Source organism: Litchfieldella rifensis, assembly GCF_042646605.1.
Taxonomy (GTDB): domain Bacteria; phylum Pseudomonadota; class Gammaproteobacteria; order Pseudomonadales; family Halomonadaceae; genus Litchfieldella; species Litchfieldella rifensis.
Map to the genome: position 1 here is coordinate 19,796 of NZ_JBHRUG010000023.1, position 25,677 is coordinate 45,472.

Annotated in this window: 22 protein-coding genes and 1 tRNA gene; 9 read left to right on the forward strand and 14 right to left on the reverse strand. The window is 64.8% G+C overall.

The window, feature by feature from the left end; all coding sequences use genetic code 11:
- The 10 genes from ileS to rplU all read right to left on the reverse strand — a co-directional run bounded on the left by ileS (window position 1) and on the right by rplU (window position 11,170).
- Window positions 1-2,835 (reverse strand): isoleucine--tRNA ligase, encoded by a 2,835-nt coding sequence (ileS, locus tag ACFOEV_RS11310; protein ID WP_386773939.1) that lies wholly within the window; start codon window positions 2,833-2,835, stop codon window positions 1-3.
- Window positions 2,832-3,920: a bifunctional riboflavin kinase/FAD synthetase gene (ribF, locus tag ACFOEV_RS11315; RefSeq protein WP_386773941.1), complete on the reverse strand. Its 1,089-nt coding sequence runs from the start codon at window positions 3,918-3,920 to the stop codon at window positions 2,832-2,834. Before ribF ends, ileS begins: the two co-directional genes overlap by 4 nt.
- 118 nt (window positions 3,921-4,038) lie before the next feature.
- A complete protein-coding gene (locus ACFOEV_RS11320) occupies window positions 4,039-5,112 on the reverse strand; it encodes a TPM domain-containing protein (RefSeq protein ID WP_386773943.1) in 1,074 nt (357 codons plus the stop codon).
- A 2-nt stretch (window positions 5,113-5,114) separates the two neighbouring features.
- On the reverse strand, window positions 5,115-5,726 hold the full coding sequence (locus ACFOEV_RS11325) for a LemA family protein (protein WP_386773945.1): 612 nt from the start codon (window positions 5,724-5,726) through the stop codon (window positions 5,115-5,117).
- Window positions 5,727-5,801: 75 nt separating this feature from the next.
- Window positions 5,802-7,382: a murein biosynthesis integral membrane protein MurJ gene (gene murJ, locus ACFOEV_RS11330; RefSeq protein WP_386774075.1), complete on the reverse strand. Its 1,581-nt coding sequence runs from the start codon at window positions 7,380-7,382 to the stop codon at window positions 5,802-5,804.
- 178 nt (window positions 7,383-7,560) lie between these two features.
- On the reverse strand, window positions 7,561-7,827 hold the full coding sequence (gene rpsT / locus ACFOEV_RS11335; protein WP_386773947.1) for a 30S ribosomal protein S20: 267 nt from the start codon (window positions 7,825-7,827) through the stop codon (window positions 7,561-7,563).
- Window positions 7,828-8,060: 233 nt separating this feature from the next.
- Window positions 8,061-9,200: a glutamate 5-kinase gene (gene proB, locus ACFOEV_RS11340; RefSeq protein ID WP_386773949.1), complete on the reverse strand. Its 1,140-nt coding sequence runs from the start codon at window positions 9,198-9,200 to the stop codon at window positions 8,061-8,063.
- Between the two features lie 92 nt (window positions 9,201-9,292).
- Window positions 9,293-10,480 carry an Obg family GTPase CgtA gene (gene cgtA / locus ACFOEV_RS11345; protein ID WP_386773952.1) on the reverse strand — a complete coding sequence of 396 codons (1,188 nt, stop codon included), beginning with the start codon at window positions 10,478-10,480 and terminating at the stop codon, window positions 9,293-9,295.
- Window positions 10,481-10,566: 86 nt separating this feature from the next.
- Complete coding sequence (rpmA, locus tag ACFOEV_RS11350; protein WP_386773954.1) at window positions 10,567-10,824, reverse strand: 50S ribosomal protein L27; 258 nt, start codon at window positions 10,822-10,824, stop codon at window positions 10,567-10,569.
- Window positions 10,825-10,858: 34 nt separating this feature from the next.
- Complete coding sequence (gene rplU, locus ACFOEV_RS11355) at window positions 10,859-11,170, reverse strand: 50S ribosomal protein L21 (protein ID WP_386773956.1); 312 nt, start codon at window positions 11,168-11,170, stop codon at window positions 10,859-10,861.
- Between the two features lie 256 nt (window positions 11,171-11,426).
- On the opposite strand from rplU, the gene ispB reads away from it, so the two are divergent.
- Both ispB and ACFOEV_RS11365 read left to right on the forward strand, forming a co-directional pair.
- Window positions 11,427-12,401, forward strand: coding sequence for an octaprenyl diphosphate synthase (gene ispB / locus ACFOEV_RS11360; RefSeq protein ID WP_386773958.1), 975 nt, complete (start codon window positions 11,427-11,429; stop codon window positions 12,399-12,401).
- Between the two features lie 72 nt (window positions 12,402-12,473).
- A tRNA-Pro gene (locus tag ACFOEV_RS11365) sits at window positions 12,474-12,550 on the forward strand.
- A gap of 61 nt (window positions 12,551-12,611) precedes the next feature.
- Here the strand turns inward: ACFOEV_RS11365 and polX are convergent.
- Window positions 12,612-14,330 (reverse strand): DNA polymerase/3'-5' exonuclease PolX, encoded by a 1,719-nt coding sequence (polX, locus tag ACFOEV_RS11370; RefSeq protein ID WP_386773960.1) that lies wholly within the window; start codon window positions 14,328-14,330, stop codon window positions 12,612-12,614.
- A 172-nt stretch (window positions 14,331-14,502) separates the two neighbouring features.
- Between polX and ACFOEV_RS11375 the strand changes: the two genes are divergently transcribed.
- Window positions 14,503-14,931 (forward strand): VOC family protein, encoded by a 429-nt coding sequence (locus ACFOEV_RS11375; RefSeq protein ID WP_386773962.1) that lies wholly within the window; start codon window positions 14,503-14,505, stop codon window positions 14,929-14,931.
- Here the strand turns inward: ACFOEV_RS11375 and ACFOEV_RS11380 are convergent.
- Window positions 14,928-15,173, reverse strand: a complete 246-nt coding sequence (locus ACFOEV_RS11380; RefSeq protein WP_386773964.1) for a hypothetical protein — start codon at window positions 15,171-15,173, stop codon at window positions 14,928-14,930. The two genes, ACFOEV_RS11375 and ACFOEV_RS11380, sit on opposite strands and share 4 nt — an antisense overlap.
- Window positions 15,174-15,297: 124 nt before the next feature.
- Between ACFOEV_RS11380 and ACFOEV_RS11385 the strand changes: the two genes are divergently transcribed.
- Together ACFOEV_RS11385 and rapA are read left to right on the forward strand one after the other, a co-directional pair.
- Entirely contained in the window at window positions 15,298-16,098 is an 801-nt protein-coding gene (locus ACFOEV_RS11385; RefSeq protein ID WP_386773966.1) for a redoxin family protein, read from the forward strand.
- Between the two features lie 150 nt (window positions 16,099-16,248).
- Window positions 16,249-19,194 (forward strand): RNA polymerase-associated protein RapA, encoded by a 2,946-nt coding sequence (gene rapA / locus ACFOEV_RS11390; protein WP_386773967.1) that lies wholly within the window; start codon window positions 16,249-16,251, stop codon window positions 19,192-19,194.
- Here the strand turns inward: rapA and ACFOEV_RS11395 are convergent.
- A complete protein-coding gene (locus ACFOEV_RS11395) occupies window positions 19,191-20,084 on the reverse strand; it encodes a TIGR01777 family oxidoreductase (RefSeq protein ID WP_386773970.1) in 894 nt (297 codons plus the stop codon). The two genes, rapA and ACFOEV_RS11395, sit on opposite strands and share 4 nt — an antisense overlap.
- 251 nt (window positions 20,085-20,335) lie before the next feature.
- Between ACFOEV_RS11395 and ACFOEV_RS11400 the strand changes: the two genes are divergently transcribed.
- Window positions 20,336-20,707: a sirohydrochlorin chelatase gene (locus tag ACFOEV_RS11400; RefSeq protein WP_386773972.1), complete on the forward strand. Its 372-nt coding sequence runs from the start codon at window positions 20,336-20,338 to the stop codon at window positions 20,705-20,707.
- Window positions 20,708-20,868: 161 nt separating this feature from the next.
- Complete coding sequence (locus tag ACFOEV_RS11405) at window positions 20,869-21,780, forward strand: MerR family transcriptional regulator (RefSeq protein WP_386773974.1); 912 nt, start codon at window positions 20,869-20,871, stop codon at window positions 21,778-21,780.
- Window positions 21,781-21,849: 69 nt separating this feature from the next.
- Here ACFOEV_RS11405 and ACFOEV_RS11410 read toward each other — a convergent pair whose 3' ends face one another.
- Window positions 21,850-23,679 carry a putative bifunctional diguanylate cyclase/phosphodiesterase gene (locus ACFOEV_RS11410; protein WP_386773976.1) on the reverse strand — a complete coding sequence of 610 codons (1,830 nt, stop codon included), beginning with the start codon at window positions 23,677-23,679 and terminating at the stop codon, window positions 21,850-21,852.
- Window positions 23,680-23,930: 251 nt separating this feature from the next.
- Here ACFOEV_RS11410 and fabA point away from each other — a divergent pair, with 251 nt between their 5' ends.
- Together fabA and fabB are read left to right on the forward strand one after the other, a co-directional pair.
- Window positions 23,931-24,446, forward strand: a complete 516-nt coding sequence (gene fabA, locus ACFOEV_RS11415) for a 3-hydroxyacyl-[acyl-carrier-protein] dehydratase FabA (protein ID WP_386773978.1) — start codon at window positions 23,931-23,933, stop codon at window positions 24,444-24,446.
- A gap of 13 nt (window positions 24,447-24,459) precedes the next feature.
- Entirely contained in the window at window positions 24,460-25,677 is a 1,218-nt protein-coding gene (fabB, locus tag ACFOEV_RS11420) for a beta-ketoacyl-ACP synthase I (protein ID WP_386773980.1), read from the forward strand.

Sequence of the window (25,677 nt, forward strand, 5' to 3'; positions counted from 1 at the left end):
TCAGGCATAGTGACGTTCTTCACCCGCTCCCTCCGGCAGATTGGAGATGCAGCGCCCGCACAGATCCGGGTGGTCGTCGTGGGTTCCAACATCCTCACGATGGTGCCAGCAGCGCTCGCACTTGGTGTGTGCGGAAGCGGCCACGGCCACCCGCAGACCGTCGAGCTCGGTGGCTTCCCCCGCCGCACCCTCGGCCAGCGACGCCAGTTGTACGTCACTGGTCAACAGCACAAAGCGCAGCTCGTCGCCGAGCCGGGCAAGTGTGTCGTGCAAGGCGTCGTCGACGTAGAGGGTCACTTCGGCGGCCAGGCCGCTCTTGATCAACTTGGCGTTACGGGCATCTTCCAGGCATTTGTTGACCGCTTGCTTGACCTCCAGCACCTGCTCCCAGAAGTCGCGATCGAAGGCAGCACCGTCAGCCAGCGTGCCAAGCCCCGGGTAGTAGGTCTCGAACAGCACGCTCTCGCGGCGCTTGCCGGGAATATGCTCGTAGACCTCCTCGGCGGTGAACGACAGGATCGGCGCCACCCAGCGCGCCAGCGCCTCGACCACATGGTACAGCGCGGTCTGGCAGCTCCGGCGTGCCAGCGAGTCGCTCTGGGTGGTGTACTGCCGGTCCTTGATCACGTCGAGATAGAAGCCCCCCAACTCACGCGCACAGAAGGTGTGCACCTGCTGGTAGACGTCGAGGAAACGGTAGTCGGCATAGGCGGTTTCGATGCGCGCCTGCAGCTGGGCGGCCCGGTCGACCACCCATTGGTCCAGTGCCAGCATCTCATCGAACGCCACCGCGTCACGGTTCGGCTCGAAACCATTGAGGTTGGCGAGCAGAAAGCGCGCCGTATTGCGGATACGCCGATAGACGTCGGCAGTGCGCTTGAGGATCTCGTCGGACACCGCCATCTCGCCCGAATAGTCGGTGGAGGCCACCCACAGCCGCAGGATATCGGCACCCAGCTTGTCCATGACCTCCTGGGGCGCCACGACATTGCCCACCGACTTGGACATCTTGCGGCCCTGAGCGTCGACGGTGAAGCCATGGGTCAACAACCCCTTGTAGGGCGGATGGCCATCGATGGCACAGCCGGTCAGCAGCGACGAGTGGAACCAGCCGCGATGCTGGTCGGACCCTTCCAGATACAGGTCGGCGCGCGGACCCTCGGCGTGGCCGAGGCCGTGGGAGCCACGCAGCACATGCCAATGCGTGGTGCCGGAATCGAACCACACGTCGAGGGTGTCGGTGACCTTGTCGTATTCCAAGGCCTCGCTGCCCAGCAGTTCGCTGGCCTCCAGGCGGAACCAGGCGTCGATGCCCCCGGCCTCGACACGCTTGGCGGCCTCCTCCATCAGCTCGACGGTGCGTGGATGCAGCTCGCCGCTCTGCTTGTGCAGGAAGAAGGGGATCGGCACCCCCCAGTTGCGCTGGCGCGAGATGCACCAGTCCGGGCGATTGGCGATCATCGAGTGCAGGCGCGCCTTGCCCCAGGACGGTACGAACTGGGTCTGCTCGATGCCTTCCAGGGCGCGTTCCCGCAGCGTCCTGCCGTCCTTGCCCTGGATATCCATGCCCACGAACCACTGGGCGGTGGCGCGATAGATCACCGGCGTCTTGTGGCGCCAGCAATGCATGTAGCTGTGCATGATCTTCTGGTGTGCCAGCAGTGCGCCGACTTCCTCGAGCTTGGCGACGATGGCGGGGTTGGCCTTCCAGATCATCTGGCCGCCGAAGAACGGTAGGTCGTCGACATAGACGCCATCGCCCTGCACCGGGTTCTCGATCTCATCGAACTCCATGCCATAGGCACGACAGGTGACGAAGTCGTCCACGCCGTACGCCGGCGCCGAGTGGACGATACCGCTGCTGCCCTCGTCGACCTCCACATAATCGGCCAGGTAGACGGGCGAAACCCGATCATAGAAGGGGTGACGGAACTCGATCAACTCAAGCCGCTGCCCCTGGGCGGTGGCGATGATCCCGCCCTCGAGACCGAAACGCGCCAGGCAGGACTCCACCAGCTCCTCGGCCAGCACCAGCAGCCGGTCGCCGGTATCGACCAGGGCATAGGTGAAATCGGGATGGACGTTCAGCGCCTGGTTGGCGGGAACGGTCCAGGGCGTGGTGGTCCAGATCACCGCCGCCGCCGGTTTGGGCAGCTCGGTCAGGCCGAAGGCCGCTGCCAGCCTGGTTTCGTCGGCACAGGGGAAGGCCACGTCGATGGCATCCGACTGCTTGTCGGCATATTCGACCTCGGCCTCGGCCAGCGCCGAGCCGCAGTCGAAACACCAGTTGACCGGCTTCAGGCCCTTGAAGACATAGCCGCCCTTGACCATCTCGGCGAGCGCGCGGATCTCGCCGGCCTCATTGGCATAGTCCATGGTGCGATAGGGGTTGTCCCAGTCGCCGACCACGCCCAGGCGCACGAAGTCCTGCATCTGGCCCTGGATCTGCTCACTGGCATATTCGCGACACAGCGCCCGCGCCTTGTCGGCCGGCAGGTGCTTGCCGTGGGTGGTCTCGACCTTGTGCTCGATGGGCAGGCCATGGCAATCCCAGCCCGGCACGTAAGGGGCATCGAACCCGGCCAGGGCCTTGGACTTGACGATGATGTCCTTGAGGATCTTGTTGACGGCGTGCCCGATATGGATACTGCCATTGGCGTAGGGAGGGCCATCGTGGAGCACGAAGCTCCGGCGACCTCGCCCCTCCTCGCGCAGGCGCTGGTAGAGGTCCATGGCCTGCCAACGCGCCACCCGCTCGGGCTCACGCTTGGGCAGGTTGCCACGCATGGGAAAGTCGGTTTCGGGCAGGTTCAGGGTATGCTTGTAATCGCTCATGAGTGTCCGTCATCGTCGCACCCGGCGGCCGGGTGGCCTACCGAGGAATCAGAAGTCGCAGCCTCGCGCGCCAGCGGCGCCGATGCCAGAGGAAATGCCGCATCGTCATCGACTGTCACGCCCGACTGGGCCTGGGCCCGGATGCCATGGTGGTCGAAGTAGCGCCGAGCGCGGGCCAGATCGGCCCGAATCTGGCGCTTCAAGGCCTCGAAGTCAGCGAAGCTGATCTCGCCGCGCAATCTCGCACACGGGAATACCGTCAGGCGCTGGCCGTAGAGGTCCTCGTCGAAATCGAACAGATGGACCTCGAGTACCGGGCGCGCGCTTCCCACCGTGGGGCGCCAGCCGATGTTCGCGACCCCGCTGAAACGGCGGCCATCGGCCAACTCGGCGATCACCGCGTAGACACCGCGCAGCGTCAGCGGCAACGACAGCAACGGCAGGTTGGCGGTCGGCACGCCGATGGTACGCCCCAGTTTCTGATCGGCGACCACCCGTCCGGTCAATCGGTAGGGGCGCCCCAGCATGCGCCTGGCCTGGGCGAAGTTACCACTCGCCAACAGGGTGCGCACCCGCGAGCTGGAAACACGCTCGTCATCGAGCACGAAGGTCCGCGTATGCTCGACGTCGAACCCGCGTCCGGATCCCGCCTCCTTGCCCACCCGTGCCAGCAGGGCGAAATCGCCGTCACGCTCGCAACCGAAGCGGAAATCGTCCCCCACCACCAAGTGACGCACCCCGAGACCGTCGATCAAGACCCGATCAATGAACTCGCGTGCCGTGAGACTGCGCAGGGCGTCGTTGAACGGCAGGCACAACACCCGATCGGCACCGTAGGCGGCCAGCAGCTCGACCTTGTCGCGCAACCGCGTCAGCCGTGGCGGCGCCTGGTCACCGGCGAAGTATTCGCGAGGCTGCGGCTCGAAGACCACCACCATCACCGGCAGCCCCAGTGCCGCCGCGCGCTCGCGGCATTGCTCGAGGATCGCCTGATGACCGCGGTGCACCCCATCGAAATTGCCGATGGTGGCCACGCAGCCGCGATGCTCCTCGCGCAGATTGTGCAGACCTCGAATCACTCGCATGGGAATCGCCACAGGCCCCGTAGAGGTTTGAACATGTAAAGTGCTGGATTATACCGGACAGCCGGCCCCTTGACAGCCGGCCCGGCTTGGTCTTTGGCCTACACCGCCCAAAGGGAGGCTACGGCACCACAGGATAGCCTCGGGCATCGAGCGCCAAGGCCTCGAAACCGAACCCGTAGGGACCGAGGGCCCCGACCTCCAAGTGCCAGCGATTGTCGCGGCCGAAACGCACGGCCTGCATCATGCCGGCCAGGTCCAGTCGCCAGGCCTGCCCCTCGCGAATAAAGAAATACGGCGGGCAGCGGCGCTCGGCCAGGGGGGCGAGCAGCACCACGCGCCGGCCGTCGGCGGCGGTCAGCTCACGGGCGATCGGACAGGCCGCCAGGCTCTGCGCCATGTTGTCCATTTGCGCCGGGGTCATCACCCAGTCGGCCAGCATGCGTCGCGTCTCGCGGCCGTAGATCGTCAGCTCGGGGTTGTCGTTGCGCTGCTGCATCGCACGGCGATAGGCCGCCAGCACATCGCGCGGCGAAGCACCGTCGCCGGCCGCCACCTGCGCCGCGCCGGGGGACGCAGCCCCCTCCCCCAGGCGCGCCGGCATCCGCGCCCCGGCACCCCCACTGCCCGCGAGGGCCGGCAGCACCTCGCCCTCGGCTGTCTCGGCCTGCGCCACGATCAGCTCCGTACTGGCCAGAATGCCGTCGGCCACCCGGCCCACGGCGAAGAATTCAGTCATCTGCCGCGCCTCGAGGTAGGCGACGAAGGCATCGACGAAGACCGCCTCCAGCCCATATCCCACCTCGAGGCGCACCTCGTTGGCCGCCACGTCCAGCACCAGCAGCAGGCCCCGGCCGGCATTCCCCCCCGCGCCCAGCTCGTGGCGCCGGAAATAGTCGACGGCGAAGCGGTCCAGGTCGCCGAGCTCACGGCCGATCACCACCCGGTAGTCGATGCCGTGATCGGCCCGCAGCAGCGCATGGCGATCACCCAGGCGCTCTCGCTCGGCGTCCGCCAGCAGCCCGACCCGGTCCTCCACCAGTTCGGGCGCCCGTGGCCACCAGGGCGAGCTCAACAGCACCAGCGCCGACAGCCCCAGGATCCCCCACCAGGGGAAGCGCCACCCACGCCCAGCCAGCAGCAGCGCCAGGATCAACAGCCCGGCCCCGACCCCGACCACCAGCTCGATGGCCACAGCTAGAACTCCACCGCGAAGGGTTCGGTAGCGGCGGGGCTCGCCTCGAAGTAGTCTCGCGACCGCAGTCCCATCGATTCGGCGACCCAGCGGCCCACAAAACCGCGGAGGCCGGCTTGGTACTCCCGCACCGCCTCGTTGTAGCGCATGCGTGCCACATTGAGGCGATTCTCGCTGCCTTCGAGCTGCGCCTGGAAACGCAGGAACTGGTCGCCGGAGCGCAGTTCGGGATGCTCGCCGGCATGCCGCATCAGCCGGCCAAGATCCTGCGACAGGGCCGAATTCAGCTCGGCAACCCTGGAGGTCTCGATCTCGCGGGACCTCTCCAGCGCCTCGCTCAACGCCTCGGCGCGCTCACGGACCAGGCGCACCAGGGTCTCGCTCTCGTGTGTCATGTATTCCTGAAGGCTGCGCACCAGATTGGGCACCAGGTCGGCACGCCGCTGCAGGTTGCTCTCGACATCGGCCCAGGCCGCGTCGACCGTCTCTTCACTCGCCACCAGACGATTGTGGGTCAACCAGGGCACGCTGATCAGCCCCATCCCCAGCAGCACGATGATCAGCAGCCGCACGACCCCACCATCGATGCTGCGCTTCCCGCTCCCTGCGTCCATGCCTGACTCTCCCGGTCTTTGTGATGTGTCATCCCCTCATAGTAGCGCCGGCCGACAGCTCCTGCAGAAGCGGCTCTACCCCTTCATCCGGAAATGCCGGACCCGCACGCCGAACGCCGCCAGCCAGGCGAAGTATAGCGCCGCACCACCGATGACCAGCCCGCTCAGGTGATACACGCGGGGCCATAACCCCCAAGTCAGCCACTCTTGCCAGGCCGGCGCCAACCACACGAGCCCGCCCCCCAATACCAGGCAGCCACCACCCAACTGCCAGGCAAAGCGGCCCCATCCGGGCTGGAAGGTCAACACACCATCCTTCCTCAACAGCCACCCCAGCAACCCCGCATTGAGGAACGCCGAAAGGGCGGTGGCCAGCGCCAGACCGGCATGCGCCAGCGGCCAGATCAGCAACAGATTCAACACCATGTTGGCGACCATGGCGATGATGCCGATCTTGACCGGCGTCTTGGTGTCCTGACGAGCGAAGAAACCCGGCGCCAGCACCTTGATCAGCATGAACGCCACCAGTCCCAGGGCATAGGCACGCAGACTCATGGCCGCCATGGCGATATCGCGATCGGTCATGGCGCCATAGTGGAACAGGCTGATCAGCAACGGCTCGGCCAGTACCACCAGCGCCACAGCCGCCGGTAGCCCCAGCAGCAGCACCGCGCGCAGCGCCCAGTCGAGCATCCTGGCGAAATGCTCCGCTGACTGCTCGGCGTGTCGTTTGGACAACGCCGGCAGGATCACCGTGCCGATGGCGATGCCGAATACCCCCAGCGGTAGCTCCACCAGACGATCGGAATAGTACAGCCAGGACACACTGCCCGGCGTCAGTAGCGACGCCAGCACGGTGTCCAGTAGCAGGTTGATCTGTGACACCGAGACCCCGAACAGTGCCGGTGTCATCAATAGCAGGATGCGCCTGACCCCGGGATGCGCGAAGCCCGGCCAGGGCCGTGGCAACAGCCCCAGCCGTGCCAGGAAGGGCACCTGGAAGGCCAGTTGGGCTGCGCCGGCGATCAGCACCCCCCAAGCCAACGCCATGGCGGGCTCCGTCATCAGCGGTGTCAGCAGCAAGGCCGCCCCGATCAGCGAGACGTTCAGCAGCACCGGCGTGAAGGCCGGCACCGCAAAGCGGCTCCAGGTATTGAGTACGCTGCCCGAGAAGGCCGTCAGCGAAATCAGCAGCAGGTAGGGGAACGTCAGCCGCAGCATGTCGGCGGTCATGGCCAGCTTGTCGGGATCGCGACCGAAGCCGGGGGCGAACAGCCATACCAGCCAGGGCGCCGCCAGCATGGCAATGGCCGTGATCAGCGCCAGGACCACCGCGAGGCTACCGGCCACCGCATCCAGCAACTCACGCACCTCGGCCTTCGAACGCCGGGTGGCGTATTCCGAAAGCACCGGAATGAAGGCCTGGTTGAACGCACCCTCGGCGAACAGCCGGCGCATGAAATTGGGAATCTTGAAGGCGACGAAGAAAGCATCGGCACCACTGCCGGCGCCGAACAGCGCGGCGATTACCACATCGCGCGCCAATCCCATGACCCGTGACAGCATGGTCATCACGCTGACGATCATTCCTGAACGCAGCAGACCGGCGCGCGCCGGGGGTTGTGCCGCCGCGGCCGCCTCGGGAGTATCGCTCACTTGTGGGGTGTGTTGATCGTCGTCGGCCACGCTAATCGTCGAATCCTGTTGCCATGGAGTCCATTGCCCGGCGTTGGACCGGCCACAAAAAAACCGGCCGAAGCCGGTTTCCTTGCGGGACGTTGCGGAATCGAAGCGCGTAGGCGTTGAGTTCCGAGACGTCCCTGAAGCGTCCGGCTTACGCAGCCAACGCCTTAATTCGCTTGTTCAGACGGCTCTTCAGGCGCGCCGCTTTCTTCTTCGACAGCACATCCTTGTCGGCGATGCGATCGATGACCGGCTGGGCGACCTTGAATTCGGCCATGGCCTGGGCGTGGTCACCGCCGTTGATGGCCTTGATGACACGCTTGATATAGGTACGCACCATGCTGCGCTGGCTCGCCTTGAGGACGCGGCGGTTTTCCGCCTGACGGGCGCGCTTGCGGGCTTGCTTGCTGTTAGCCACTACTGTCTCCTTGGAGAAATTCTAACCGTCTATTCGGTAAGTGTTTGACCTGATTGGAACAATCCTGCAGTTCCAACCGGTTCGCCCTGTTCTGGTTGAACGCAACCACCGGGCCATGTCTGAGAGGATGGCGCATTCTATCACGCCGCTGTCCCCCTTGCTACCGCATGATCAGGGCTTCTCCACCCTTCCGTTGCCGCTGCCGAATCTGATGCGCAACGCCATGACGCGGCTCACAGCACCACCAGGTTGTCGCGATGGATCAACTCCGGCGCTTCCATGTAACCCAGGATCGACTCGATCTGATGGCTGGGCTTGCCGAGGATCTTGGCTGCTTCCTCGGCACCGTAGTTGACCAGCCCCTTGGCGACCCGCTCGCCCTGCTCATCGACACAGACCACCATGTCGCCACGCACGAAGCCGCCCGAAAGCGCCTTGACGCCCACCGGCAGCAAGCTGGAGCCACGACCGCGCAATACCTTCACCGCACCGGCATCCAGCGTCAGGCTGCCGCGCACCTGCAGTTGGCCCGCCAGCCAACGCTTGCGTGCGGCGATCGGCGCCTGTTCCGGGCGCAACAAGGTGCCCAGCCGTTCGCCGCCGACCAGGCGGGTGAGCACCTCGGGCTGACGGCCGCTGGCGATCGCCGTCACGGCCCCAGAGCGGGCCGCCAGTCGAGCGGCCAGTACCTTGGTGGTCATGCCTCCCCGCCCCAGGGCACCACCACCGCCAGCCATGGCGGCAAGGGCCGGATCGCCGGCCCGCCCTTCGCGAATCAGGCTGGCCTCGGGGTTGTGCCGCGGGTCGGCATCGAACAGTCCTTCCTGATCGGTGAGAATGACCAGTGCATCGGCTTCGAGCAGGTTGGCGACCAGCGCGCCCAGGGTATCGTTGTCGCCGAAGCGGATCTCGTCGGTGACCACGGTATCGTTCTCGTTGATCACCGGCACCACGCGCAACCCCACCAGGGTGCGCAGCGCCGAGCGCGCATTCAGATAGCGCTTGCGGTTGGACAGGTCGTCGTGGGTCAGCAGAATCTGGGCAGTGAGCAGCCCATGGCGAGCGAAGTGCCCCTCGTAGCATTCGGTCAGGCTGTTCTGCCCTACCGCGGCGGCGGCCTGCAGCTCATGCACCGCCGACGGCCTCGCCTGCCAGCCGAGCCGCACGATTCCCGCGGCCACAGCACCGGAAGACACCAGCACCACCTCGATGCCACGCCGATGCAATGCCGCGACCTGATCCACCCATCTGCCGATGCCGGCATCGTCGAGGCCACGTCCGTCATTGGTCAGCAGCGCACTGCCAATCTTCACCACGATTCGCCGCGCGCCGGCCAGAGCTTCGCGCCCCGGTGCCTGTTCGTTGTCTGTCATCGCCATCTTCTCAACGTCACTACAGGGAACGCCTCGACATCGCCCCCATCGCGGCTGAAGCCGCTCCTACGAAAGCGGTGAGTCCTTCACACTCAAGGCACGTATTCGACCTCGACATCATAATCATCGTCGTCGAAATCGTCGTCATCCTCGTCGTCGCGCTTGCGCTTGCGACCCAGACGCGCCTCGGTTCGTGCCACCGCTTCGGCCTCCATGCGGCGGCGCATCTCGCGCTCGCGCTCGGCGGCCTGTTCGTCCTCGTTCTCGAGGCGTCGCTGTTCGGTCAGCCAGCGATACGCGGCCTGTACCAAGGGCTCGGTCCCCTCACCGGCAATCGCCGAGATGCAGAACACCGGTCCTTCCCAGCCCAGGCGCTCGACGATTTCCTTGGCGTGCGCTTCGCGCTCGTCTGCGGGCAGCAGATCGAGCTTGTTGAGCACCAGCCAGCGCGGGCGCTCGGAGAGCGCCTGCGAGAACTGCTCCAGTTCGTGCACGATCGCCTCAGCGGCTTCCACGGGATCGGACTCGTCGAACGGCGCCACGTCCACTACGTGCAGCAACAGCCGCGTACGCGTCAAATGCTTGAGAAAACGCAGGCCCAACCCGGCACCATCGGAGGCGCCTTCGATCAGGCCCGGCACATCGGCCATCACGAAGTGTTCATGGTGACCGAGCTTCACCACCCCCAGGTTGGGGACAAGCGTCGTGAAAGGGTAATTGGCGACCTTGGGTTTGGCGGCGGAAACGGCGCGGATCAGCGTCGACTTGCCGGCATTAGGCATGCCCAACAGGCCGACATCGGCCATCACCTTCATTTCCAGGCGCAGGTTGCGCCGCTCCCCTTCGGTGCCCGGCGTGGTGCGCCGTGGCGCACGGTTGGTCGACGACTTGAAGTGGACATTGCCCAGCCCGCGGCGACCACCCTGCGCCACCAGCACCACCTGACCGACTTCGGTGACGTCGGCGATCACCTCGAGGGTGTCCTCGTCGATCACCGTGGTGCCCACCGGCACCTTGACATGCAGATCCTCGCCGGCCTTGCCGCTCATCTGCCGCCCCATGCCCGGCTGGCCGTTCTGGGCCTTGTAGAAGCGCTGGTACTTGAAGTCGATCAGGGTGTTCAACGCGTCGTCACCGATCAGGTAGACACTGCCGCCGTGACCGCCATCGCCACCATCGGGGCCACCCTTGGGCACATATTTCTCGCGCCGGAAACTCAGGCAGCCATTACCGCCATTGCCGGCCTCCAGGATGATCGAGGCTTCGTCGACGAACTGCATCTGTCATTCTCCTGACGGCCAATACCGTCATGATACGAAAAGGCCCCGCACGGGCGGGGCCTTTTCAGTGCAACGCTCGTGATCTCTCAGGCGGAGACGACGCTCACGAACTTGCGGTTTTTCGGACCCTTGGTCTCGAACTTGATCACGCCCTCGTTCAAGGCGAACAGGGTGTGATCCTTGCCGATGCCAACGCCGGTGCCGGCATGGAACTTGGTGCCGCGCTGACGGACGATGATGTTACCCGGGGTGACCACTTGGCCGCCGTACAGCTTGACGCCAAGGCGTTTGGATTCGGAATCGCGGCCGTTGCGCGTGGAACCGGCTGCCTTCTTGTGAGCCATTGCAAATACCTCGCTCTTTCAGGGGCGTGTCCGCTTAGGCGGAGATCCCGGTGATCTTGACTTCGGTGAACCACTGGCGGTGGCCCTGACGCTTCATGTGGTGCTTGCGGCGACGGAACTTGATGATGGTCACCTTGTCACCACGGCCGTGGGACACGACCTCGGCCGCGACCTTGGCGCCGTCGACCAGCGGCGCACCGACCTTGACGTCGTCGCCGTCGGCAACCAGCAGGACCTGGTCGAACTCCAGAGCTTCACCGGTGGCCACTTCCAGCTTCTCGAGCTTCAGGGTCTGGCCTTCCTGAACGCGGTACTGCTTGCCACCGCTCTTGATAACTGCATACATGATAGACGTTCTCCAAACACTCATCGGGTTGCGCTCTTCATCGGCCTGCGGCGAGTGGCGCCCCTTTCGGCAGCCATCTGACAGGGAGCATGATGAGTCGGGTCGCGGATTATAACCGCGCGCCCAGAACGACACAAGTGGGCTCAGACATCCTCCTTGCTTGACGCCCCTCGGGGGCCCCCATAGCATAGCTCCCAGCCCAAGGCCGGCACGGCTATCGCTGCCCCCGGCCCCACCTTATACAAGCAGCTTGCCCATGCAGCCTACAGCATCGCCCATCCATGCAGTGGTGGCAGAGGATTTTGCCTCCGTCGATCGTACCATCCTCGCCCAGTTGGCCTCCCGGGTCCCGCTCGTCGAAACCATTGCCCACTACATCATTGAGAGTGGCGGCAAACGCCTGCGCCCGCTGCTGGTGTTGCTGGCCGCGCGTTCGCTAGGCTACGCAGGCGACAAGCACGTTACCCTCGCGACCCTGATCGAGTTCATGCACACCTCCACGCTACTGCATGATGATGTGGTCGACGAATCGCACATGCGCCGCGGCAAGTCCACCGCCAATGATGCCTGGGGCAATGCCCCTTCGGTCCTGGTCGGCGACTTCCTCTATTCGCGCTCGTTCCAGATGATGGTCGAGGTCGGCTCGATGCGGGTCATGGAAGTGCTGTCGGCCGCCACCTGCACCATCGCCGAAGGGGAAGTGCTGCAACTCACCAATGTCGGCAACCCCGATGTCGATGAGGCGGCCTACTTCGAGACCATCCAGGGCAAGACGGCAATGCTGTTCGAAGCCGCCTCGCATAGCGGTGCGATCCTTGCCAGCGCCACCCCGGAACAAGAACGGGCGCTGCAGTACTACGGGCGTTATCTGGGGCTGGCCTTCCAACTCATCGACGACCTGCTCGACTACCAGGGCGACGCCCAGGCCATGGGCAAGAATGTCGGCGACGACCTCGCCGAGGGCAAGCCCACCCTGCCCCTGATCCAGGCCATGAGTGCCGGCACCCCCGCCCAGACCAAGCTGATTCGCCAGGCGATCCGCCAAGGCGGTCTCGAGCATCTCGATGACGTGCTGGCCATCGTCCTCGACACCGGCGCGCTGGACTATACCCGCGCCCGTGCCGAGGAAATGGCCGCCAGGGCACTCGAGCAACTCGATGCCCTGCCCTTCGGCTGCTACCGCGACAGCATGGCCGACCTTGCGCGCCTGGCCGTCGACCGCCAGAACTGAGCCGGATCGGATATTGCATCGGCGGCTCGAGTGCGTATAATTAGCCACCGTTGAGGCGCCAGCCCAACATGTCGGAGCGTAGCTCAGCTTGGTAGAGCGCTGCCTTCGGGAGGCAGAGGTCGTAGGTTCGAATCCTGTCGCTCCGACCACAGAATTCAGGAAAAAACCGCCACTTACGGATCATGCCGGGTGGCGGTTTTTCGTTGCCGGCTACCGCGCCACCAGCTTGCGCAAGTCCTTCAGCGAACGGGTATTGACCACATCGTCGGCCGTGACCCAGCCGCGGCGGGCTTGGTCGATGCCATAGCGCATGAAGTCCAGGTGATGGGGCGTATGCGCATCCGTGCTGATGGCCAGCTTCACGCCCGCCTCGCAGGCCATCTTGCAGTAGACGTCGTCGAGGTCGAGCCGCTGCGGTTGCGCATTGACTTCCATGATGCATCCGTTCTCCCTGGCGTGGTCGATGAGCCGCTCCATGTCGATGGAATAGCCCTCTCGCGAGCCAAGCAGCCGGCCGGAGGGGTGGGCCAGGATGTTGAAGTAGGGGTTATCCATGGCCCGCATGACACGTGCCGTCTGCTTGTCGCGGGACAGCCGGAAGTGGCTATGTATGGAGCAGACCCGCAGGTCGAGTCGCTTGAGGATGGCGTCGGAGAGATCGAGACTGCCGTCCTCCAGGATGTCGACCTCGATCGACTTCAGCAGCGTGATGCCATCCAGTTCATCGTTAAGGGCCTCGATCTCGTCGACCTGCCTGGCCAGACGATCCTCATCCAGGCCGTTGGCCACACGCAATGCCTTCGAGTGGTCCGTGATGGCGAGATAGGACCAGCCGTGCTCCTTCGCCGCCGTGGCCATCTCGCGCAGGGTAGCGGCGCCGTCTGACGCCTTGGTGTGGTTATGCAGATTGCCCTTGATGTCATCCAACTCGATGAGTTCCGGCAATTTGCCGTCTCGCGCCGCCTCGATTTCTCCGCGCTCCTCGCGCAGTTCGGGCTCGATGTAGGGCAGGCCGACCTGCGAATAGACGTCGGCCTCGGTCTTGCCGGCGATCTGCGTATCGCCCTGGAAGACGCCATATTCGTTGATCTTGAACCCCCGCTCCAACCCCATCTTGCGCACCCGGATGTTGTGTCCTTTCGAACCGGTGAAATAGTGCAGAGCGGCGCCGAAACTGCTTGACGCCACCACGCGCAAGTCGACCTGCATGCCGCTCTTCAGGACCACGGTGGCACGCGTCCCCCCGTGGGAAATGACATCGCTGACGTCCTCGTAGTCGACGAAGCGCTGCATGACCGGCGAGTTCCTGGTACAAGAAACCAGGATATCCAGGTCGCCGACCGTGGCCTTCCTGCGGCGATAGCTGCCGGCAACCACGACCTCTTTCACGCCATCGACACGGCCGAGATAGTCGACCAGCGGTTCGGCGCGGCTCTCCGCCTCGCGCAGCAGGTGTCGCTTTTCGCCACTGCCACGGGTTTCCAGCTCGTGGAGGATGTTTTCCTCGGTCTTCTTGCCGAAGCCGGATAACTCGTGAAGCTGGCCGGCCTGGGCCGCCTTTTTCAGGCCTTCCACATCCTCCACCCCGAGGGCTTCGTGAAGCGCCTTGACCCGCTTCGGACCCAGCCCTGCGATGTCCTTGACCTCGGCGAGCCCCTTCGGCATCGCCTTCTTCAACTCGTCGAGCTGTGGAAACCTGCCGGTTTCCACGATGGTTTCGATCTTGCTGGCCAGGTCCTTGCCGATACCGGGCAACTCCGTGAGGTTCTCACCTGCGCTGACCATCTCGGTAACGCTGTGCGGAAGATCCCGCAGTGTGCGCGCAGCGTTGTGATAGGCACGTACACGGAAGGCGTTGGCACCTTCGATTTCCAGCAGATCGGCGAGTTCGTCGAACTGCTCGGCGATGTCTTGGTTGTGCACCGGCATGCGACCACTCCTGCTTCCCCTGTGAAAAGCACGGCCGTCTCCAGGACCCCTCAACACTTGTGACAGCAGAGAGATAGTCTTGCTCAATCATCGGTATGAAGAGAATCCAGCAGTCGCTTGCCTCATCATGGTTCACACTGATCACTATGACGATATCCTGACCAGAGAGCCCATGATGCAACGCCTCTCACTGGACAAGGCAGTGTTCGAGGTCCGTGACCTCGATGCCATGCAGCGCTTCTGCCAGGAGGTGCTGAATCTGGTACTGTTGCTGCGCACTCCGCGTGGCGCGACCTTCGAGCTGGGAGCCGATGAGTACGGTCACACCCAGGTACTGATGCTGCTGGCCGCCGAACGGCCTTCCCCTCCCCGGCGCATGACGCTGGAAGTCACCGATGAGGAATTCCCCGGCGTTTGCGAGCGCCTGCGTCGTCATGGCGCCACGCTGTTCGAGAGCGAGGGCAGCAGTGCACCGGGGTGTGCCTGGCGCGTCCTGCATTGCGAGATGCCCGAGGGGCACCATCTGCAAGTGATCAGCATCGACCCGCGGCGCTGCGCGCCCGCGAGCCTGCAGCTCACCACCCCCCATCGCCAGGCCTAGGAACCGTCCTCTTCTTGCCGAGCCGTTTGGCGAGCTGCCCAGGCCTTGCGCGCCTTGTTGCGCCGATAGAGGCGCACCAGGGCAATCCACAACGCAGCGGTCACCATCAATGCCAGCGTCAGCCCCTGCCAGGGCCGTGCGGCATCGGCCATCAGGGTTTCCAGCGTGATGATGGCGATGAATCCCAACGCCTGACTGGCAATGGCCAGGGCACGCAACACATCGAAAGCAGGCTTGGCCATGGTCGCTCCCGCAGCAGATGGGTGACAGCCTGTCATGGTGACATTAGGCTAGCGGAGATCGTGGCATTGTAACCCGATCAGCCTCGGACGCCGACCTTGGACCACTTGGAGCGACGACACCGTCATGGATGCCATTGCCTTGGGCCCGGTATTGATTTCCCTGCCCCGCCTGTATGCCTTTGCCGCGGCGCTGCTGCTGCTGGTGTCCAGCCTGGTGCTGCTGGGCCTGTCGCGCCGCCAGCACATCCGCTGGTTCAACACTTTGCTGCTGGTGTGGCTACTGGGCGCCCGACTGGGGCATGTGCTGACCCACCTGGAGTCCTATGCGGGAGCGCCTCTGGACATCCTCAAGTTCTGGCAGCCCGGCTACCATGGCCTATGGGGGCTGCTGGCCGCAGCGATCTGGACCGCCTGGGCCTTTCGCGATCACGCGCTGCGACTGATCGGCGGTATCGCCCTGCTCGTGGGCAGCTCGGCCCTGTGGCTGGTCCTGGTCACACTGAACCCGGGCGGCAACGGCATGGCGCTGCGGGAATTGCCGGATCTGGCCCTGGAAGACCTCGACGGAAACCCTGTCAACCTGCAGACGCTGCCCGGCGAGCGCATTCTGATCAACCTGTGGGCTACCTGGTGCCCCCCCTGTCTGCGCGAGATGCCACTGCTCGCCGAAGCCGACGCGCGTGACGGCGTCACCGTGGTGGTCGCCAACCAGGGCGAGACGCTGCTCCAGGTGACCCGCTATCTCGACGAACAGGGGCTCGTGTTCCGTTATGCATTGCTCGACCCTCATCAGGAACTGATGGGGCGCATCGAGGCGCCGGGGTTGCCTACCACCGTGTTATTCGACGCACAGGGCCGCGCGCTCGAGCGCCACGTCGGCGAACTGTCGCGTGCGCAACTGAAGGATTGGCTCGACGAGCGCTGACCTGCGCCGCAGATAATTCCGTCCAGCGCCTTAAGCAGCGCGACACTTTCCGGTACCATACCGCGCCCCTGCCGACGCACGGGTCGTGCGACCCGCGTGCGAACGGCCATCGACGACTTGCGCAGCATCTTGTAGAGCATCCGAGGCATCATGAGCGAATTTTCTCCCGGCCAGCGCTGGATCAGCGACGGCGAAGCCGAGCTGGGCCTGGGTACCATCCTGAACTGCGATTTCCGCACCGTGACCGTGCTGTTCGGCGCCAGCCAGGAAACCCGCACCTACAGCGTCCGCCAGCCCCCCCTGACCCGCGTGGCCTTCGGCAACGGCGACCGCATCCAGTCCGCCGAGGGCTGGCAGATGACCATCGATGACAGCAAGGAGGTCGACGGTCTGATCGTTTATATCGGTGAAGACGACCAAGGCCGGGTCCGTGAACTGCCCGAGGCCCGCCTGGCTGATAGCATGCAGTTCGACCAGGCCCGCGATCGCCTGCTGACCGGCCAGGTCGATCGCAACGACTGGTTCGACCTGCGCTTTCGCACGCTGCATCACCACCACCGTATCGAACAGAACCCGGCACTCGGCCTGGCCGGGCCCAAGATCGACCTGATTCCCCACCAGTTGTACATCGCCGACGAAGTTGCCGGCCGCCATGCGCCGCGGGTTCTGCTGGCCGATGAAGTCGGGCTGGGCAAGACCATCGAGGCGGGGCTGATCCTGCATCGCCTGCTGCTGACCGGGCGGGCCGAGCGGGCGCTGATCCTGGTGCCCGATAGCCTGACCCACCAGTGGCTGGTGGAGTTGCTGCGTCGTTTCGCGCTCGAGGTCACCCTGCTCGATGAACACCAGAGCCAGGCCCATGGCGATGCCAACCCCTTCGACAGCGGCCAGTTGATCCTGGCCAGCCAGCGGTGGCTGTTTGCCAATCCCCATCGTCAGGCCCAGGCCGAAGCCTGCGATTGGGACCTGTTGATCGTCGACGAGGCCCATCACCTGGATTGGACACCCCAGGTCAGCGGCCCCGGCTATGCCTGCGTGGAACGCCTGGCGGCGTCTGTCCCCGGCATCCTGTTGTTGACCGCGACGCCCGAACAGATGGGCATGGCAAGCCACTTCGCGCGCCTGCGCCTGCTCGATCCGGACCGTTACCAGAGCCTCGAACGCTTCAAGGCCGAAGAACAAGGTTATGTACGGGTCGCAGAGGCCATCGATGCCCTGGAGCGACTGCCCGCCACTGGCCAGGGTGGTGCCGCCGATCGCGACAGCGTCGGCGCGGTGATCGACGACCCCGACAGTGAAGCGCTGCTCGACACCCTGAGCAACCCCGAAAGCAGCGAGGCACAACGGGAAGCGGTACGTACCCAGCTTCGCGAACAATTGCTCGACCGCCACGGCACCGGTCGCGTTATGTTCCGCAACAGCCGCCGTCATGTCGGCGGGTTTCCCGAGCGTCACCTGCACATCGCACCGCTGGAGCTTCCCTCGTCCTACCGTCGGGTACTGCGTCGACTGGCACGCGACGAGGACTATCTCGACGAGTTGCTGATCGAAACCGGCCTCGATCACCCGGACGCGGTGCTGTACCTGGATGCCATGTACCGCGCCCTGCCCGAAGACCCGCTGAACTCCGAACCCTGGTGGCAGTTCGATCCACGCGTGACCTGGCTGCTGGAGCGCCTCACCGAGGCCGGCCATGACAAGGTGCTGGTGATCGCCCACGATCGCGAGACTGCCATCGGCCTCGCCGAAGGCCTTCGGGTGCTGGGTGGGGTGCATGCGCCGGTGTTCCATGAGGGCCTGTCGCTGGTCGAGCGCGACCGCGCCGCGGCCGCCTTCGCCGACCTCGAGGACGGCAGCCAGGTGATGGTGTGCTCGGAGATCGGTTCCGAAGGACGCAACTTCCAGTTCTGCCGCCACCTGGTGATGTTCGATCTGCCGCTGCACCCCGACCAGCTCGAACAGCGTATCGGCCGCCTCGACCGTATCGGCCAGCAGCATGCCATCGAGCTGCATGTCCCGGTGTTCGCCGACAGCCCCGGTGCCAAACTGCTGCGCTGGTACGACGAGGGCATGGATGCCTTCAGTGCCCCCCATGGCATCGGCAACGAGCTCTACGACGCCTTCGGCGACGCCCTCGCCGATGCCCTGATCGATGGCGAGGGGCTCGACGAGATCATCAGCGAGACACGCGCCCTGTTCGATACCCGGCTCGAGGAGCGTGATGCCGGTCGCAATCGCCTGCTGGAGCTCAACGCCTGTCGCCACGAGCGGGCGGACGCGGTGGCCAATGCGATCCGCGAGTTCGACGATGACCCGGCACTGCCGCGCTATCTCGACCAGGCACTGGACATCTTCGGTGTCGACAGCCAGGACCTCGGCGAAGCCCTCCTGCACCTGCAAGCCGGGCCGCAGATGCTCGACGGCCTGCCGGGACTGGTAAAGGGTGAGGAGGGCTTCACGGCGACCCTGTCCCGGGCCCGCGCGCTGGCGCGTGACGACGTGCAGCGGCTGTCCTGGGAGCATCCGCTGCTGCGCGAGATGATGGGGCGCATCCTGACCGGCACCATGGGCAATACCGCCCTGGCCCTGCTGCGGCACCCGGCGATTCCCGCCGGACGGCTCATGACCGAGCTGGTGTTCCGTACCCACTGCCCGGCGCCCAAGCGACTGCACCTCGACCGCTTCCTGCCCGCCACGGCGGTACGGGTGTTGCTCGACGAGTCGGGCGCCAACCTTTCCGGCAAGGTCTCCTTCGGCGGGCTGTCGAAGAACCTGCAGAAGGTCAAGAAGGCCGTGGCCCGCGATCTGATCAAGAGCCGTCACGACCAACTGCGCGAGCTGCTGAGCGCGGGTGAAGCGGAAGCGGAACGGGAGCTACCGAGCATCGTCGAGGCCGCCCAGCACCGCATGCGCAAGACGCTGGACAATGAGCTGGCACGCCTGCAGGCGCTCTCGAGGCACAATCCGGCGGTGCGTGATGACGAACTGCAGGCGCTGCGTGACGAACGCGCCGCTCTCGACGCGGCCATCGAAGGCACCCGCTTGCGCCTCGACGCGGTGCGGGTGATCGTTACGGTGGATCACGAGGACGCCTAGCCCAGGATGTCGGCCAGCGCGGTATCGAGGGTCGGGTAGCGAAACTCGAACCCGGCCGCCTTCAGGCGCGCCGGGCGCATGTCGGCGCCGGTCAGCAATAGCCGCGACATCTCGCCGAACCCGGCCTTGAGCACCACGGCCGGAATCGGGAGGAGCGCCGGGCGTTTCAAGCGCCTCGCCAGCAGACGGGCAAACTCGGCATTGGTCACTGGATGCGGCGCCGAGCCATTGAAGGGGCCACGCAAGTCATCGCGCTCGAGCAGGAACTCGATGATGCGCACCAGATCCTCGCGATGCACCCAGGGCATGTACTGACGTCCACTGCCGAAGCGCCCGCCCAACCCGAGCTTGAAGGGCGGCAGCATCTTGGCCAGGCTACCGCCGCCCCGCTCAAGTACCAATCCGATCCTGACCAGCGCGACCCGCACGCCATATTCCTCGGCCTCTCGCGCCGTCGTTTCCCAGCGCTCGCAGAGCCGATGGGCAAATTCATCGTGGGGCGAGGTGTCCTCGGTGACCTCGCGGTCGCCCTGGTCGCCGTAATAGCCCATGGCCGAACCCGACACCATCACCGACGGTGGTGTGTCGAGGTACTGACAGAGCATCACCAGGTCGCGGGTGATATCGACCCGGGAGTCGATCAGCCGCAGCTTCTGCTCATCGCTCCAGCGCTTGTCGGCGATTGGCTCACCGGCCAGGTTGACGATCGCTTGCGGCCGAGCGTCGGTGAAATCCAGTACCGAGGTTCGAATATCGGTCCCGGCCGGCAAAACCCGTCGCTTCCTCTCCGGGTCGCGGGATACCACCAGCAACGAATGCCCCGCTTCGGCCAGGCGCTTGCACAATCGGCGCCCGACGAAACCACTGCCTCCCGTGATCAAGATGCGCATGCTGGTTCCCTCCGCTATCGCTAGTGGCTCTCCGCAATGCCGGGCTCCCTACGCTCGCGAGGAGATACGGCCGGCGGGCATTGCGCCACGACGAGTTATACAGCGCTTATACGCTTCTGGTAGTCTAGACGACAGCCCATACCGACGCTCAGGATGGCTTTCTCACCGGCGCAAGGCCATGCGCCTCGGCACCGGACTGCCGATGGAGACCATCCTCGAGGCCGGAGTTTACCCACGGAGGAGACCGCATCATGCCTCATGCGTTGATTCTGCTCGCCCACGGTTCCCGCGACCCACACTGGCGCGCCCCCTTCGACCAATTGGCGGCCTCCTTGGCGCAACGCTCGCCGACACCGTTGCGCCTGGCTTACATGGAGCTTTGCGAGCCCTCCCTCGAAACCACCGTTGCCGAACTGCAGGCAAAGGGCACGACGCAAGCCGATATTCTCCCGCTGTTCTTTGCCGCCGGCCGCCACCTGCGTGAGGATGTCCCCGGGCAGATCGAGGCCTTGCACCGAGCACATCCGGGTATCGACCTGACCCTGCTGGCCCCGGTGGGCGAGCATCCGGCCTTCGTCGAGGCACTAGCCAACATCATCGATGAACGCGCGCAGCATACATGACGCCGTCCGAGCCGGCGGGTGTTACTAAATTGTACAAAAGGTTTGCCTTGTACAATATTCTGTCCCATCCTGATACTTGACGACGCCGCGCCGGACGACCTGACAGACAATCGACGCTGCCCGCTTCCCGCCGAATCATCATCAAGAGGCTTCAAGTGCGCATGAGTGACAAGGCGACTCATCCGGCCGATGCACCGCTTTACCCGATACGCGAGGTTTCGCGGCTGACCGGCGTCAATTCGGTGACCTTGCGCGCCTGGGAGCGTCGTTACGGCCTGATTCGCCCACAGCGCACCCCCAAGGGCCACCGGCTCTATGCCCGTGACGATATCGAACGCATCGAGCGTATCCTGCAATGGCTGAATCGCGGCGTCCCTGTCAGCCAGGTTCGTGAACTGCTCGACCAGCCACGCACGGTCGAGGTCCCTGAGCCCGTTGCCGGCGACTGGCCAAACCAGCGCCGGCACCTGGTTGCCGCGATAGAGGCCCTGGACCTGTCGCAACTGGAAACCCTGTTCAATCAGTGCATGGCCCTGTATCCGGTGACCACCTGTCTGACCGAACTGTTCAAACCCATGGTCGACGAACTCGAGGAGCGCTGGGACGACCAGCTCGGCGCCACCCTGCAACGTCGGACCCTGGAAGCCTTCCTGCGGACCCGCATCGGCATTCGCCTCTATCATGCCAACCTGGCGAGCCATGGCCCCACGCTACTGATCGGCCGCCTGCCCGAGGATCAGGGAACCCTGTGGGACCTGATGATCGCCCTGGCGGCATCCCAGGAGGGCTACCGGGTGCAGTTGTTCGACGCCCCGCTGCCCTTCAGCGAACTGCCATTGGCCGTGGAACGCTTCAAGGCTGCCGCCCTGCTGCTGTGCAGTGGCCAGGCCCAACGAGCCGATGTGATCCGCCGCCAGCTACCACGCCTGGCCGAACAACTCGAGGTGCCCTTGGGTCTGTACGGACCGGTGGCGCGAATCCGCCAGAACGATCTGCAGGACAGCCGTGTCACGGTATTGGGCGACGACCCGCCACAGGCTATCGCCAGGCTCAAGGCGCTGATCGACGCCTGAAGAAACGCCGCGACTCCCGGGTTGGCAGGGGATCGCGGGACCCGCGCCCCCAGACAACGCCGCCGGCACTCAGGCCGGCTGCGGCTCTCCCAGCAGCCGAGCTTCGATCTCGGCGGCCGGCACCGGGCGTGAGAACAGGAAGCCCTGCACCAGCGGGCAGCCATTGTCGTACAGGAAATCACGCTGGGCCGGGGTCTCCACGCCTTCGGCGATCACCTCTAGCGATAGCCCGCGCGCCATGGCCAGCACGGCGCTGACGATGGCGGCATCGGCACGGTCCTCCGGCAGGGCGCGCACGAAGGCGCGATCGAGTTTCAGCTTGTCGATGGGCAGTCGCTTGAGATAGCTCAACGAGGAGTAGCCGGTACCGAAGTCGTCGATGGCAATCTGATGGCCGAGTGCTCGCAGTGCCTCGAGACGTGGATAAATGTCCCCGGCACGCTCGTCCAACAGCACCGATTCGGTGAGCTCCAGCCCGAGCAATGAGGCGGGTACCCGATGCTGGACCAAAGCGGCCGCCAACCGCGACTCCAGATCCCCCTGGATCAACTGCAATGCGGAAATATTGACCCACACCGGCACCTGGGGCAGTCCGGCGATGCGCCAACTGGCCAGCTCCGCAACCGCACGCTCGACCACCCAATTGCCCAGCGACGACATCAAGCCATGGCGCTCGGCCAACGGAATGAAGTCGCCCGGCGAGATCATGCCATGTTCGGGATGACGCCAGCGCAACAGGGCCTCCATGCCGACCAGCACGCCACTGCCGAGCTCGTGCTGGGTCTGGTAATGCAGTTCGAGCTGACTGCCCTTGGCCAGCGCCGTACGCAGGTCGTTGACCAGCGCGAGTTGGCGATCTCCGGCCACATCCAGCGAGGGACGAAAACGCTGGTCATGATTGCGCCCATGCCGCTTGGCGCTATACAGCGCCGACTCCAGGCGCTGGAACAGCACCCCGGAGTCGTTGCCGTCTTCCGGGGCGCGGCAACTGCCGATGGTCAGCCCCAGCCGCAGCGAATGGCCATCCAGCTCGAAAGGCTCGCTGAGATGATCGCGCAGGCCGCCGACCCACTTGTCGTGATCGTCGAAGGTGGTGGTGCGAATGACCATGAACTCGTCTCCCCCCAGGCGCCCCACGACACCACCGGCGACATGCCCGGCCAGGCGCTGGCCGAAACGCGCCAGCAGGCGATCACCACAGTCGACCCCCATGGCATCGTTGATGGCCTTGAAGGAGTCGATATCGATCAATGCCATGTCCAGTCCCTCACCGGCTCGCAGGTGACGTAGTCGCGAAGTCATCAGGTCGTGCAGACGACGCCGGTTGGGCAGACCGGTCAGCGGATCCTCGAAGCCGATGCGACGCAGGTCCTGCTCGCGTGCCTTGTGCCGGGAAATGTCGGTGAATAGCCCCACGTAATGACTCAGCCGTCCCTTGCTGTCGGGGCAGGCCTGCACGCGCAACCATTCCGGGTACTGGTCGCCATGCTTGCGCTGGTTCCATATCTCGCCTTCCCAGCGGCCGGTGGCGCGCAGGGTTTGCCAATAACGATCATAGAAGGCCTTGTCGTGACGGCCGGAAGACAGCACCGAGGTGTCCTGCCCCTTGACCTCATCGAGGGTATAGCCGGTGATCTGGGTAAAAGCGGGGTTGACGGTGAGGATACGGTTGCCGGCATCACTGATCACCACGCCGTCCTCGGACAGTTTCAACGCCTCTTCCGACAGTCGCCGCCGACGATGCTCACGCCGTGCCTGCACCCACGCGTCCGCCAGGCCAGCCCCCACGAAGACCAGAGCCGTTAGCCGCAACCACACACTGGGCAACCAGCCAATGGCGGCCAGCGCGGCGAGGCCCACCCACACCAGCGGACGGTTAAGGGAAAATGATGGCCACATGAGGTCTCATTCGAATCGTTAGAGGTCAATTGGTTGATCGACAATTTCGCGTAATGTCATCATGAATAGGGTTATCGGCATCATGCCCCGGTGCTTGAGCCCTGCGCAAGCAATGCGTATTCACCCGCGGTGACCGGCCCGTTCGTGGTGGCTAGCCAGACCCTGGCGTGCAATCATGGCTCGCTGACAGTAGAATGCACGGGGCTGCGCCGAACGGGGCGCACAACAACTTCGACTCTCGGAACGACTCAGTGATCAAGCAACACTCCTTTAGCCGTGAAGAGCTGCTGGCATGCAGCCAAGGTGAACTGTTCGGTCCTGGCAATGCCCAGCTACCGGCACCCAACATGCTGATGCTCGACCGCATCACCCATATCCACGAGGAAGGCGGTGACCACGGAAAAGGCGAATTGATCGCCGAGCTCGATATCCATCCCGACCTGTGGTTCTTCGCTTGTCACTTCCCCGGCGACCCCGTAATGCCTGGCTGCCTGGGATTGGATGCCATGTGGCAGTTGGTCGGCTTCTACCTGGGCTGGCTCGGCCATCCCGGTCGAGGTCGTGCGCTAGGCTGCGGTGAGGTCAAGTTTTCCGGCCAGATTCTGCCCAACGCCCAGAAGGTCACCTACCATATTCATGTGAAGCGAATCATCACCCGGCGCCTGATTCTGGGCATCGCCGACGGCACCGTGGCCGTCGACGGGCGTGAGATCTACCAGGCCAATGACCTGCGGGTCGGCCTGTTTACCTCCACTGCGAATTTCTGACCAGGAGGCTCCCATGCGACGAGTGGTAGTCACCGGCCTGGGCATCGTATCTTGCCTCGGCAACGACCAACACCAGGTCCTCGAAGCGCTCAAGGCCGGGCGCTCTGGTATACGTTTCAAGGAAGACTATGCCGAGTATGGCTTCCGCAGCCAGGTAGCCGGGGTGGTCGATATCGATCTCGACGCCCTGGTCGACCGTAAGCTACGCCGCTTCATGGGCGATGCCGCTGCCTATGCCTATGTCAGCATGGCCCAGGCCATCGAAGATTCCGGCCTGACGCCGGAGCAGGTCTCCAACGAACGTACCGGCCTGATCGCCGGCTCCGGTGGCGCTTCCAGCGCCAACCAGGTGGAGGCCGCCGACGTCCTGCGCGAGAAGGGACTGCGCCGCGTCGGTCCCTACCGGGTAACCCGGACCATGGGCAGCACCGTTTCGGCCTGTCTGGCCACGCCGTTCAAGATCAAGGGCGTCAATTATTCGATCTCCTCGGCCTGCGCCACGTCGGCCCACTGCATCGGCAGTGCCGTGGAGCAGATTCAACTCGGCAAGCAGGACGTGGTCTTCGCCGGCGGCGGCGAGGAGGAGCACTGGACCCTGTCGTGTCTGTTCGACGCCATGGGCGCCCTGTCCACCAGCTACAATGCCAGCCCCGACAAGGCGTCACGCCCCTACGACAAGGCCCGCGACGGCTTCGTTATCGCCGGTGGCGGCGGCATGGTGGTGCTCGAGGAGCTCGAACACGCCAAGGCCCGCGGTGCCAAGATCTATGCCGAGGTGGTCGGCTATGGCGCCACTTCCGATGGCTATGACATGGTCGCCCCTTCCGGCGAGGGTGCCGCCCGCTGCATGCGCCAGGCACTGGCCACCGTCGAGGGCTCCGTCGACTACATCAACACCCACGGCACTTCCACGCCAGTGGGCGATGTCGCCGAACTCAAGGCGATCCGCGAAGTGTTCGGCGACCAGACCCCGGCGATGAGTTCCACCAAGTCACTGACCGGTCACTCGTTGGGCGCCACCGGCGTGCAGGAAGCCGTCTATTCGCTGCTGATGCTGGAGCACGACTTCGTGGCCGCCTCGGCCAATGTCGAGGAGCTCGATGACCAGGCCAGCGGCTTCGACATCGTCACCAGTCGCCGCGACAGTGCCGGTCTCCAGCGTGTGCTGACCAACAGCTTCGGCTTCGGCGGCACCAATGCCTGCCTGGTGCTGGAGAAGTTCAGCGGCTAA